The sequence below is a fragment of the Bacillus sp. CH_70 genome, from assembly GCF_038007045.1.
Classification (GTDB): Bacteria; Bacillota; Bacilli; order Bacillales; family Bacillaceae_G; genus Bacillus_A; species Bacillus_A cereus.
Window position 1 is genome coordinate 3365417 of the sequence record NZ_JBBOWL010000001.1, and the last position, 14631, is coordinate 3380047.

The following is a 14631-nucleotide window of genomic DNA, read 5'->3' on the forward strand; positions in this document are numbered from 1 at the left end:
TTATTTTTCAGGATGCTCTTTCTGTTTTTATTTTTTATGTCCATGCAAATGATTACACGGAGAACATTGAAATGGAATCTTATCTAAGCAATTAAAGTTTGTTTCGCAAATTTGTTCAATCGTTGGAACAAATGGAATGACAACTATGTTACTTTCTACTATTTGTGTAACAGGTGGCAATACTGTGCCTACTTGATGTTCAAAACGAATACTCGCTTGATTTATATAATTTCCTGAACCATTTGGCGCGCTCTGTACTGCTACTTGGAACGAAACTGTCCTTGCTTCACCAGGATTTAAACTTCCGATAAGAAACCCTACTGCCGGGCTTACATTCGGCACTGGCGTATTATCAACTGTTACACTTCCAGGAACAAATCGAACACTACTATCTAACATATCTTGAAAACGAATATTTTGCATTACAGTATCACCCGTATTTGTGATGACTGTCGTAAACGTAATGACATCTCCAATTGTTGCTACCTGTAAATCTGCCGTTTTTACGACTGTCGTTGAGACATTTTGAGGAATAAACGGGATAACAACTGTATTACTATCACCTTCAACTACTACTGGCGGCTCATTCGGATTTACAGTTGCAAGCCCATTCGCTGTAGCAGTATTTGTAACTAAATTATTTACTTGCCCTCCTATTATTACAACTTGGAAATTAATAATTGCTGCATCATTTGGCTGAAAATCACCTAACGGAATACCAGTATTCGGATTAGCAAATGGAAGAGGTACATCATTTACCGTTACCTTACCATTTATAAACAGCGTATTCGGATCAATGATATCTGTTAACACAATATTGGTCACAGGAACTGTACTATCATTTATAACAGCGATTCCGTAAGTGACAACATCCCCTATCATTGCTACTTCAAAGTTTGCTCCTTTTGCAACAAATAAGATTGCAGTATTTACCGTCACTATAACTGTATTGCTTGTATCCATCACTGTAACTGGCGGCTCCCCTGGTACTAAAATATATTCTGCTAACGCCCCAGCAACGTTCACTACTGTACCACCATCCGGAAAACTTGTAATCGTAGCTTCATATGTTACAAGTGCCGTCTCACCAACTGGTATATCAGGTATCGTAAATCCAATCTGCGGATTTAACCCCGGTTGCGGAACCCCATTTATCGTTACACTATTTGGAACGAAATCAGCTTCCTGAGATAGCACATCGATAAATTGAACATTCATTGCATCAGCAGTACCAGTATTTAATATACGAACAGTATACGTTACCGTTTCTCCTACACCAACAACTGAATGGTCTACTTCTTTTAGCATATCTAAGCTGCCTCTATTTACCGGCGTAACCGTCGTATTACTTGAATTTGTAATTGTAGACGGAGGTTCTCCTGGAATCAATTCGAAATCACCCGTTACTCTTGCTGTATTCATAATGCTACTAGAAGGCGGAACTGCGATTACATTTACTTCAAATGTAATTAATACACTATCCCCTACTGCAAGATCAGGCAATGCAAAGCCTACAAATGGATCTAAACCTACTTGCGGAATCCCATTTATTTGTACACTTCCAGGAACGAATTCTAAACTAGGTGATGGAACATCGATAAACTGAACATTCGTTGCTGTTACCGTTCCCGTATTTGTAACTTGCACACTATACGTTAACGTATCTCCTAATCGTGTCGCTTCTTTATTTACAGATTTTATAACGCTGAATCGTCCTCTATTCACTCTAGTTATCGTCGTATTACTCGGCTCTGTTACTACAACTGGTGGTTCTCCTGGCACTAAAGTAAAGCTTCCTGTTATATTTGCAACGTTCGTAATTGTTCCTGATGACGGGATGTTTGTAACTGTCGCTTGAAACGTCACTATAACTGTTTCACCAACTGGGATATCTCCAACTCCAAATCCAGTAATCGGATTTAAGTTTGGTTGCGGGGCTCCATTTATCGTTACACTATTTGGTACAAATGACGCTCCTGCTGAAATGGTATCAACAAACTGAACAGCATTAGCTGTTACTGTTCCTGTATTTGTTATTTGAACCGTATACGTTAATATATCTCCAACGAGAGTAGCAACCCTATTTACTTGTTTAATAACATTAAATTGCCCTCTATTTACAGTTGTAAGTGTTGTATTGCTCGGCTCTGTTACTATAACTGGTGGTTCTCCTGGTACTAATACAAAACTTCCAGTTACATTTGCCGTATTGGCAATTGTTCCGTTTGATGGCGCACTAACAACGGTTACTTGGAAGATGACTTCTACACTTTCACCTGGATTTATATCTGGAAGCGGGAATCCGTTATTCGGATTGAATCCAGGTTGTAACACACCATCTATCGTTACACTGTTCGGCACGAATGCTATAGAGGAAGGTAATACATCACTATATTGAACATTCGTTGCTGGCACTGTTCCTGTATTTTGAACTACTGTTGTATATGTGATTGTATCGCCTACTGCAACAACCGGCTGACTCACTGATTTTAAAACATTCAAACCAGGCTCATTGATTTCTGTTAATGTCGTATTACTTGTCGTTGTTTCCGTAATAGGGGGTTCTGTTTCACTTACAGCAAATGTAGCTGTAACGTCTACAAAATTAACAATCGTTCCACCTTCTGGTATGCTTGTAACCACTTCCTGATATGTGACAAGTACAAAATCATCGACAGGTATATCTGGAACTGTAAAACCAATGAAAGGATCTAGTCCTGGTGCTGGTACCCCGTTTATGCTCACACTTCCTGGTACAAATGCTACACCCGCGGAAGTAGTATCGATAAATTGAACATTCGTCGCTGGCACTGTTCCGAAATTAAAAATCAATACATCATACGTTAATATTTCTCCTACCGTCGCTACTTCTTTATCTACTAGTTTCAATGGAAAAATAAACGCTATATTAATTGTCGTAACGACTAAATTTGTTAATATCGTTTCCGTAATCGGTGGTTCCTGCGGATTTGGTTGTGAAGTAAATGTAACATCTGCATCATTTAATATGACTTCATTATCTGGAATTTCTGTAATCGTCACTTGGAATGTGACCTCAATACTTCCACCAGCGATTAATAATGGAGTAACTGTAAATCCTATTTCTGGATTTAAACCAAGTTGCTGCACTCCACCTATCGTTACACTATTGTCAACAAACGTCGTTCCTTCTGGTATGACATCTTGGAAGAACACATCTGTAACAGGGATAATTCCTACGTTTGAAATGAGCACAGTATACGTTAATACATCCCCAACGGCCCCAGTTGCAACATCAACTGTTTTTGTTGCAGTTACTTCACCAGGAGGAGGTAACGGTATTGTAACTACCGTTGTATTACTTGAATTCGTTGTTGTTACAGGTGGCTGTAAAGGATTTAATAAGAAAGTGGCTGTAGCAGATGCTGTATTTAATACTGCTCCACGTGTAGACGGTGCAACTACCGTAACTTGGAACGTTACTGTCAATGATGTTCCAGCTTCAATATTAGGAAGCGGGAAACCAACATTTGGGTCAAATCCAGGTTGTGGCGTTCCATTTATCGTTACACTATTTGCTACAAAAGTTGTTTCTAAAGCAATTGGATCAAGGAAAGAGACATTCGTTGCTGTTACTGTACCGTTATTTCGAATGACAACAGAATACGTGTAAGTTTCTCCAAGTGCTGCTTGTTGTACAGATGAAGATTTTTGTATATTTAACTGTGCTGTGTTTACTTGCGTCACTACAAAATTACTATTTGTAACAGTCGTTATTGGAGGGTTTGCTGAATTTATAAGAAAACTTGCAGTAACGTTCGATTGGTTTCTTATATTTCCACCGCTCGGAACACTCGTCACTGTAACTTGAAACGTAATCGTAGCCGTTTGCCCGACCGGAATATTTGGTACCGGGAAACCTAGCATAGGATCCGCGCCTTGCTGTACGACTCCATTTATCGTCACACTATTTGCTACAAAGGCAGTACCAGACGGAATTGGATCTTGAAAAACAATATTCGTTGCAGGAACAGTTCCTGTATTTTGAATAAGAATCGTATACGTTAACGTATCTCCTACACCGGCTTGTAGTGTATTTACACTCTTCATTACATTAAGTGATCCTACATTCACTCGCGTCACAACAATATTACTAATCGTTACAATTGTAATTGGTGGCTGGAGAGGACTTACTTGGAAATCAGCAGTGACATTCGCATTATTCGGAAGAACTCTATTTGGTGGTACACTCGTGATTGTCACTTGGAAAGTAACTGTTACCATCCCTCCTACTGGAATATTAGCAAGTGGAAATCCAGTTGTCGGGTTTAAACCTGGTTGAGGTGTCCCGTTTATTGTTACACTATTCGCTACAAAAGTGGTTCCAACTGGAATCGGATCAAGGAATGATACATTTGTCGCTGTCACCGTTCCACTATTTTGTATACGAACTGTATACGTTAACGTATCTCCTACACCGGCTTCAGTAGCACTTACACTTTTCATTACATTTAACCCTGAAGAATTCACGATCGTCATAACAGTATTACTTGGTACTGTTACAGTAATCGGCGGCTCTGTTGGATTTACAAGGAAATCTCCAGTTACATTCGCATTATTTACAACATTATTTCCTTGGGGAATTTCATCAATTAATACTTCAAATGTAACAATAACACTGGCGCCAGTAGGCAAATTATTTAATGGGAATCCAAGTTCTGGATCTGCCCCTTCTTGTAAAACACCATTCACAACTACACTATTTTCAATAAATAATGTCCCTTGGGGAATTGAATCTTGGAAAAATACATTCGTAGCTGGTACACTACCTGCATTTATGACTTCTATTGTATATACTAAAATATCCCCTACTGTTGCAACATCCGTATTGACTGCTTTCAAAACTTCAAAGTTTCCTGATTGTACTGTCGTATTCACAACATTACTCGGTACATTGATTGTTACTGGTGGTTCATTCGGATTCACTTGAAAGCTTGCTGTTACATTTGCTTGATTTAAAATATCTTCATTTTCTGGATTCTGTACAATTACTACGTCAAATGTGACTACAACCGTTTGAGCCGCAGGAATATTCGGAAGAGAGAATCCTGTATTCGGATTTAGTCCACTTTGCTGTACTCCATTAATTGTTACAGAATTTGCAACAAATGAAACAGCAGAAGAAATAGGGTCTTGGAAAAATACATTTGTTAACGGAACATTCCCTGTATTTTGGACGGCAATTGTGTACGTTAAAGTATCCCCTACCGCCGCTTGCGTTGTATTTACTTCTTTTATTACATTTAAACCGCCTGTATTAACTTGTGTCACAACTGTATTCGTTTGTCTATTAATTGTTATCGGTGGCTGATTCGGAATAACGACGAAATTAGCAGATACATTTCCGCGATTCGCAATCGTACCTCCCGATGGTGTAGATGTTACTCGTACTTGAAATGTAACAGTCCTACTTCCGCCAGGAGATATATTAGCTACTGTAAACCCAGTCGCTGGATTTACCCCAGGTTGTGAAACCCCATCCACAGTCACACTATTTGCGATAAATGTCGTTCCAATTGGGATCGGATCTTGAAAAATAACGTTCGTTGCAAGTACATTTCCTGTATTTTGAATTGTTACCGTGTACGTAAGAACGTCGTTAACCGTTGCAAAAGCTTTATCCACTGTTTTTCTCGTTGTTATATCAGCTATATTAATTATCGTAACTACAGTATTACTTGTCGCTTGCCCTGAAACTGGTTGTTGACCAGGCACTGGAGTAAAGTTAAATGTTACACTCGCACGGTTTGGAATTGGATTGACAAGAGGGTTCGATGTTACTCGAACTTGAAAGCGCACTACAGTCGTTTGCGATGCATTAATACTTCCAAGATTAATACTACTTGCTGGATTCGCTCCTGGACGCGCTACTCCATTTACCGTAACGCTATTTGCGACAAATGTTGTTCCAGCAGGGATACTATCAACAAAAATAACATTGTTCGCAGTGACGTTTCCATTATTTGTGACATTAACTGTGTACGTTAATACATCATTAAGTGTTGCCGTCTGTAAATCTACAGATTTTTGCATACTAATAGTTGCTTGGTTCACTGTCGTTTGTACTGTGTTTGAAGAAGACGTACTTGTAATAGGAGGACTACCAACGAAGGGACGGAATTGATATGACACCATTGCACGATTTAAAATAGGATTGGGATTCGGGAATGATGTTATTCGAACTTGAAATGTAACAATTCTTTGCGTGTTATTTGGGATTGTACCTAAATTAATTCCATTAGCAGGGTTTGCATTCGGCTGTGTTACTCCCCCTACCGTAACACTACCTGCAACAAACGTCGTTCCGTTCGGAATACTATCACGTAATACAACGTTTTCTGCACTTCCTGTTCCTGTATTTGGGACCGTAATTGTATAAGTGAGAGTATCCCCTACCCCCGCGACTGTTCTATTAACTGATTTAACAGGATTAATAATTGGACCTGTTGCATCAATTTGAACACCAAAACCAGCTGCTGCGTATCCATCTCCATTTGTAACAAATCGAACCGTTGCTGATGTTTGACTGTTTACTAAAGATGAGGAGGCATCTACATTCGTAATATCCCACCCTTGTCTTCGGACGGCCAAAGCTACCCCTAACGGCTGATTCAAATCTCCAAACGTGCCGCTCGTATCTAAATTTCCACTATCATTACAAATTTGTGACTGAAAGAAATTATTCGCAGGATTTCTCGGTCCGAATAATGCAACTGTAGCATTTGCATTCGGCCCAAAGCGAAGTTGATCTCCAACAATGTTAGAATCACCTTCTTGAGCAGTTACGAGCACTCTTCCTGTAACAGCTCCTGTTGCCGGCGTAGCAAAACCTGAAATTGTAGCATCAACTGGCGGGGATGAAGCATCGATAATTTCTTGACCTGCATATACTGACAAATTTCGAAGTGGTAAACTTGCATTTTGATACACAACCTCAAGCGTCCATCCAGCTGAACGACTGATTGTTGGGTCGGCTGAAGTTCTTGCAGCTGGCACAGCACCCGTTGTATATGTGCCTGCTCCACCTGCACTAACAAGATTTGTTACATTGGCAGAGCGAGCATAATAAAACTGATTTCCTACTGAACCTTGCTGCGCGGTAGCAGGATCTGGCGTAACAGAAAACGTCCCTGCTGGCGTTGTAAATGTAATGTTATCATTTAAAAATGGTAACACATCTTCCGTATCAGTCCGGAAAGTACCAGCCCAAACTAATTCTGCATATAATACACTGCTTCCCGCTGGAAGATTTAAAATTGCACTTGAAGAATTCAATTGCCATTCATCTGTTGTCCCTGCTGGGAACCCTGGTACTTGCAATGCTGTATTTACTGTCGTAAACACAGCAAGTGTACCAAAAATATTACCTGGTGCAGGTGATGTAGGGCTAAGTCCCAGCGTATTCCCAGTAAACGTGACGGCACCAGGTACTGTTGTCGTAAACCTATTTATAAAAGGCACACAATCATCTCATTTCAATTATAGTAAAAAGTGCTCTATACTATAAAATGTAGACAAACTATACAATGTACGTTGTCCAACAAAATTCCGCACATATGAGAGGGGTTTATAAAACTATGCGCTACGTTATCATAACAGGAACTTCACAAGGTTTAGGTGAGGCAATCGCTACGCAATTATTAGAAAAAAATACAACTGTCATCTCTATTTCTAGAAGAGAAAATAAAGAGCTTACTAAACTTGCAGAACAATATAACAGCAATTGCATTTTTCATTCCCTAGATCTTCAAGATGTACATAACTTAGAAACTAACTTTAAAGAGATCATTTCATCTATTAAAAAAGACAATGTATCCTCTATTCATTTAATTAATAATGCGGGTACAGTTGCACCTATGAAGCCAATTGAAAAAGCTGAAAGTGAACAATTCATTACGAACGTTCACATTAATTTACTTGCACCTATGATTCTTACATCTACATTTATGAAACATACGAAAGACTGGAAAGTAGATAAACGCGTTATTAACATTTCATCTGGTGCAGGAAAAAACCCTTACTTTGGCTGGGGCGCTTATTGTACAACGAAAGCTGGTGTAAATATGTTTACACAGTGCGTAGCAACTGAAGAAGTAGAAAAAGAATATCCAGTAAAAATCGTCGCTTTTGCACCTGGTGTTGTTGATACTAATATGCAATCACAAATTCGTGAAACAAATAAAGAAGATTTCATAAATTTGGACCGCTTCATTGCATTAAAAGAAGAAGGAAAACTATTATCACCTGAATATGTTGCGAAAGCTATTCGTAACTTACTAGAAACTGAGGACTTCCCTCAAGGCGAGATTATTAGAATTGATGAATAACAAAAAGGTGTGCTAAAATTGCACACCTTTTTGTTTTACTTCTCTAAAAATATAAGCACAGACTCCGCAATTTGCTCATAACCAATTTCTTGATAAATTTTATTCGATATCGGATTCGCTAAATCAGTATATAACGTAGTCGTCTTGTACCCTTCATCTAACATACGTTGACTAAGTGCCGCTACACAATTAGATGCGTATCCCTTTTTCCTTGCTTCTTTCGGCGTGTATACGAAATTAACTGTTATATTATTTTTCGTTGGTCTCGTTTTTGCAGCTACAGAAACAAGTTTCCTATCTACTTCCAAACCAAACAGTCGATTTGTAGTTATTAATGTATGCGCAGTTTGTTTTGCTTCTTCTTTCGTAGTAGGAAGCTTTACGTCTTCACAAAATTGATATATCCACTGTTCTATTAATGGTAATTCATCATTATTTACCGCCCGGAAAAGTCCGTTCGCATTACACTTCTTCTTTACTCTGTTCAGCTCATACACACCTTGCTCCATTGCAACATTCATTTTCTTATTTTCTAATACCGCAATCTCTTCCGCTAATTTCTGTACAATTTTCTTATTACCGATCAATCCAGGAATATCCGGATATACTTTCGTTAACTCTTTTGCAAGTTCCTCAATAGCTACTCCCGAAATTTCAGAAGTTGCAACAATGATTTGTTTCTTCTCTTCTGTTTGCAGAAATACAACCGCAATGTCTTCTCCTTGTTTCGCTATCCCCATAAATATCGGTTCTTGAACCATTTGTAATACACCTAATATGAGATTGTTTTCCTGCTCATTCTTTTCTAGAAATGGTGTAACATCTTCTTTAAAATGAAAAATCTCTTCATATACATGTAATTGAATCATCGACAATCTCTTCTCTCTATTTATATTTTAATTAAGTATTGGCGATTAATTCATTAAATCCCTCTTTTACGATTCAATAATATTCAAAGCTAATGTATTCAAGGCATTTTCAGCTTGTAAAATTCTCTGTTTTTCCTTTTCAAATACATCTTCTTCTTTTCGAAAGGACTCTTTTCGATTTTTAATCATACGCTTCATTTCTTTTTTACTCGGTCCACCGTATACATTTCTTTTTTGAATAAAAGCTTCTGGCGATATAATTTCTTTCCACTCTTTTTCTAATAAATTTATTTTAAAATGTTCTTGCAAATACATATTTACATCTTTGAAGTGTAATTCATGTAGTTCTTTTTTCTGCTCCAATGACATATTTGCAATAGCACTTGCTGCATGATGAGCATGCCGAAATGGAATTTCATAATTTTTCGTTAAAACATCAGCGAAATCCGTTATCGTTATTGCATGTTTATAGGAACGACTTTTTAACGTTTCTTCTTCTACTTTCATCGTTAGGATCACTGCATTCATCATACAAAAAACACGAATCGCCTTTTCAATCCCTTTATATAAATATGGCTGCAAGTCATCTTCCGTATCGACAATATCACCAAATGGTGTATTATGAATCATTTGAAATACTGTAAATGCTTCTCCTAAAGCACTACTCGTAATTGCACGAGCGTGTTCAATTGAAACCGGATTTCGTTTTTGCGGCATAATACTACTAATTTGTACATATGGCTTTGCAACAGTAATACCGTCATATTCTTTCGTTGCTAACAACAAAAAGTCATGAATCCATCTACTCGTATTCGTCATCATTACCATAAGTAGCGAGCTAACTTCTAATAAATAATCCGCTCCGGCAACAGCATCATATGAGTTCTCAATTACAGTTGTAAATCCAAGTAGATGAGCAACTCGTTCTCGTTTAATCGGGAAACTTGTTGTAGAGAGTGCAGCCGCCCCCATTGGAGACTGATTTAAAAGCTGGTACGTTTTTTTCATTCGTTCTAAATCTCTTTGCATCGTATCATAAATTGCCAAAGTATAATGACCAAATGTTGTTGGCTGTGCCGGTTGTGTATGTGTATAAGCTGGCATGATCGTTTCCTTATGATCATCAGCAAGTTGCAGTACACTTTCTTGCAATAGCAAATGATGTTCCATTAATCGTAATATATACCGCCTTAAACTCATGCGATACATCGTTACACCCATATCATTTCTACTTCTACCAATATGCATATTACTTACAAAATCGCATTTCGCTTCTTGAGAAATTAAATGTTCGATTAAAAAAAAGAGGTCTTCATGCTGCTCTGTATATACCAATTTATCTTTTGGTATTCGCTCTACTTTTCTAAGTGCGTTTAATATAACTTTAGCTTCTTCTATTTTTATTAAACTTTCTTCAGTCAGCATCGTAATATGTGCTTTATGCACTTGAAACATATCTTTCAATAAGTAATTTCGTTGAAAATCAAATACATGTTGTAATACACAATCCACATATGTTTTTCCAGGGAAATCAGCGCCTTCACTCTTTATAAACTCTTCCTTACTCTGTTTCATCACCTTTTCCCCTCTCACCTAAGTATTACTACCCATCATACCCATTGATAGAAAAAAAGTGCCTGTACATAAAAATAAACTCGGTGCTCTCTGCACCGAGTTTATTTAATAAAAGTCGCATCATACTTATCACTTTGCAACACTTGGAAATGTAAGTTTGCTAAATGTTTCCGTATTTCTGCACTATCGTCTTCATTTAAATTGTTCGCCAAAAACACAATTTCTGTACAGTTTCCACGTTTATCCATAGCGTAAACCGCTTTTGTAACCGTCCATGGTGTGTAACCATTCTTTTGTCCAGCATGTCTAAATGTTTTACGGTATTTCTTAGCACTCATGTCTGTTTCAACGATATTTGCCCACACTTTTTCTTCAGCTTCTGTCAAGCCACCTTTATGGTTTGCCTTTTGAAGTAATACCATATAATCATTTGCAGAAGCTGCTGGTAATCTATCTGACCAAATTTTGTCGTAACGTTCCTCTAAATAAAGCGGAATTTCCTTCTGTAATAATGGTCCCTTCTTCTTTAAGCGTTCATGAATAATCATCGAATATTCACGATATTGCTCTTGAGACATTTCTTTTAACTTTTTCTCTATTTTATATTTTGGAACATGTAATTCTTTATGCAAATATCCCGGGATATACAAAGATGAAACGATTGGAAATAGTGGTTGATGTGCAGGAAGTGATAAACTTTGTAAATTTCGATTGATGTTGTCTAATCCTAACAATTCCATTAAGTATTCAGCATTTGCATTCGAACTAAACTTAACCATTCCTTTTGCCACTTCTTCTAAAGAAACCGCTCCTTCAGTTATCTTGCCCGTCTTCTCCAAATACTTTTGCCATCTATCTTGTGCACCACCATCTGTATTCGGCACATAATAGCGATTCACATCGTTAATCGACACAAAACTAGACGAATCAATTTTCCCTTCAGTAACTTGTTTCGTATATTCAAGCGCCACAATTAATTTCATCGTACTTGCAACTGGCAATACAACATTTGGGTTTACAGAATAAACAACTTTATCATTTCTCTTTACTAGAAGCGCACTATTTTTTTCATCTTTATGTTCTTCAATAAAAGATGCAATATACTGTGCATCATCATTATTTGAACTCCACACTTTTTTCACTAAAAAGTTACCCGATATTAGCAAAACAAAAATACCCACAATTACTGCGCATACTATAGTTTTTTTCAAGTAAAATTCCTCTCCTATTGTGTAACTCTTCTCTATTTATCATTTAAAAAACAAAATAATGGAGATGGTCATTTAAATAACCATCTCCATTATTTTAACTTGTATGCTCCTATTATGTCTACGTCATAAATTTCACAAAATCCTCAAGAAACTTTTTATAATGTAACGACCAACCAATTCGCACCCAATTTTTTAATGCTTTTGCATCAGGTTGAGGCCGAAAATCAGCAATACTCTCTCCTTTTGCAATTCCAGCTGTATCTACATCGACACGACGATATACATAGTCTAAAAGAGATGGATTTGCCGCAACCATCATTGTAACGACGTCATGTACTGGGCTTCCTTTTATTTTCGGATTTAACTTTCTATAAGCTTTATAATAATACGTAAATATCGGCTCGATTAACTTATTAAAACTCGTTTTAGAGTGTTTCGTAATATATTTTACCATTTCCGGCGTAATAATTGCTTCAGATGTAACGTTAAGTGGTACTAATGTCACATTTTTAGCATTTTGCATAACTAATTGCGACGCAATCGGATCACCATGAAAATTCGCCTCTGCGACTGGTGTTACATTGCCAGGCATTAAGAAAGCACCGCCCATTATATAATATTCTTTCACATACTTCATCATCGGCTTTTCTAAAATAAATGCCGTCGCTAGTGTTGTTGATCTACCAGCATCGACTATTATTAATTCCCCTTTATATTTTTCAAGAAGATCAAAAAATGCACAAAAAGGCTTTATATTTGGCGAAAAAGTTTTTGGAGGTTTAATTGGCCCTAAACCGTCTGCCCCATGAATTTCTGGATAATACGTTGTAACATCTCCGGATAAAGGAATTTTCGCACCATTAATAACAGGTATATCTTCCCGTCCTGCCATTTGCAATAAATATGCGGCATTACTTGTCGCCTTTTCTTGTGTTACATTTCCATATCCCGTTACTACTCCAACAATATCAATATCAGGATGCAACAATCCATACATAATTGCTAAAGAGTCATCAATGCCTGGGTCTCCTAAAAATAACACTTTTTTCATCGACCTCAACTCCATCCCCTCAGTTGTTATTAATTTATGAATAAACGTGGATATACAGAATAAAAAAGAACAAATTCATACGAAAAAACGCAGTCTTATAAGGACTACGTTCTTCAGCTAACCTATACTGTTTTTTTTACAGCACTCATACTTCCAATAACATAAGCGATAAACGCAAAACAAATTGGGAAGACAACTGTATGTATACCGAACGGATTTGGATAGAAAAGATGAATACACATATATGAACCTACTCCAACGAAAATGGAAGCAAGCGCTCCTGTAGCATTTCCTTTTCTCCAATATAACCCTAATACGATTGGCCAAATGAATGCTGCTTCTAATCCACCGAAAGAAAATAAATTTAGCCATATTAAAAAATCTGGTGGTTTAATCGCCGCTGCATAAACGAGTAGCCCTACAATACCAGTAATCCACAAACTTCCTTTTTTTATCGTACTGTCTGCTGCATCTTTATTTATGTAATTTACGTATATATCTTTAATAATTGACGAGCTTACAAGTAATAATAAAGAGTTTACTGTAGACATAATCGCCGCCATTGGTGCAGCTAAGAAAACTCCAGCTAACCAAGGTGGCAACACTTCCATCGCGAGTAGCGGCATTACTTTATCTGGTACCGTTATACCTGGAAGTACTACTCTTGCAAATACACCTGTTAAATGCATACCAATCATAATTGTACCAACGACAACTGTTCCAATTATTAAAGCTTGGTGCATAGCTTTTGAATTTTTATAAGACATGGCACGCACACTAATTTGCGGTAAACCTACAACGCCAATTCCAATTAAAATCCAAAATGATGTAACATATGATTTCGTTAAACTGCCATCTGCTCCGAATGGTGTAATTAAATTTGGATTAATTTGAACAAGTTCCTGCATAATCTTTTCAATTCCACCACCAGCAATGACAGTAGCAATTAAAATGATTGTCGTTCCAACTAACATAATGATTCCTAATAATGTATCTGATAGCGCGACTGCACGAAATCCACCAATTAATACGTACACAAGTACAGAAAAAGTAAATAAAAATAGTGCTGTTGTATACGATAGACCCGTTAGTGACTCGATTAATCGTCCACCGCCGACCCACTGGGCTACTGTCGCTGAAAATAAAAAGATAATAATACATAACGCAGAGAGTATAACAACTGCTTTATTATTGTATCTCCCTTTTAAATAATCGATAAGAGTAATTGCTTCCATCTTCCTAGCAATAATTGCAAACTTTTTACCGATAACCGTTAAAACGATATATCCTGTTACAACTTGAATCGCAGATAATAGTACCCATCCAAGCCCCATATTGTAAGCAATACCGGGACCACCAATAAAGCTACTTGCACTACCGTACGTAGCAATCATTGTCATCGCTAATAATAAACCGCCTAACTCACGCCCACCAAGAAAATATTCTTGTAAAAATTTATTATGTGCTGTTGCTTGCACGCGTCTTGAAGCATATACACCAATTAAAAATACAACGATAAACGAAATTATCATTGGAATGATTACATACCAATTCATCTA

7 protein-coding genes are annotated in these 14631 nt (G+C 37.3%); 1 reads left to right on the plus strand and 6 read right to left on the minus strand.

Going from position 1 to position 14631, the window contains the following annotated elements:
• Nucleotides 1-27: 27 nt before the first annotated feature.
• Nucleotides 28-7500: a DUF7507 domain-containing protein gene (locus tag N2V79_RS17025; RefSeq protein WP_340720096.1), complete on the minus strand. Its 7473-nt coding sequence runs from the start codon at nt 7498-7500 to the stop codon at nt 28-30.
• A 116-nt stretch (nt 7501-7616) separates the two neighbouring features.
• Here N2V79_RS17025 and N2V79_RS17030 point away from each other — a divergent pair, with 116 nt between their 5' ends.
• Entirely contained in the window at nt 7617-8366 is a 750-nt protein-coding gene (locus N2V79_RS17030) for a (S)-benzoin forming benzil reductase (RefSeq protein WP_065484849.1), read from the plus strand.
• Between the two features lie 35 nt (nt 8367-8401).
• Here the strand turns inward: N2V79_RS17030 and N2V79_RS17035 are convergent, their stop codons facing one another.
• The 5 genes from N2V79_RS17035 to panF form a co-directional block, all read right to left on the minus strand.
• The gene (locus tag N2V79_RS17035; protein WP_000615371.1) at nt 8402-9235 is read right to left on the minus strand and encodes a GNAT family N-acetyltransferase; all 834 of its coding nucleotides are present in this window, start codon (nt 9233-9235) and stop codon (nt 8402-8404) included.
• Between the two features lie 66 nt (nt 9236-9301).
• Nucleotides 9302-10810, minus strand: coding sequence for an argininosuccinate lyase (argH, locus tag N2V79_RS17040; RefSeq protein WP_000813967.1), 1509 nt, complete (start codon nt 10808-10810; stop codon nt 9302-9304).
• Between the two features lie 101 nt (nt 10811-10911).
• Nucleotides 10912-12021 carry a serine hydrolase gene (locus N2V79_RS17045; RefSeq protein ID WP_000751368.1) on the minus strand — a complete coding sequence of 370 codons (1110 nt, stop codon included), beginning with the start codon at nt 12019-12021 and terminating at the stop codon, nt 10912-10914.
• 118 nt (nt 12022-12139) lie between these two features.
• Nucleotides 12140-13072 (minus strand): nucleoside hydrolase, encoded by a 933-nt coding sequence (locus tag N2V79_RS17050; protein WP_000756465.1) that lies wholly within the window; start codon nt 13070-13072, stop codon nt 12140-12142.
• 122 nt (nt 13073-13194) lie between these two features.
• Nucleotides 13195-14628 (minus strand): sodium/pantothenate symporter, encoded by a 1434-nt coding sequence (panF, locus tag N2V79_RS17055; RefSeq protein WP_001104824.1) that lies wholly within the window; start codon nt 14626-14628, stop codon nt 13195-13197.
• Between the last annotated feature and the right edge of the window lie 3 nt (nt 14629-14631).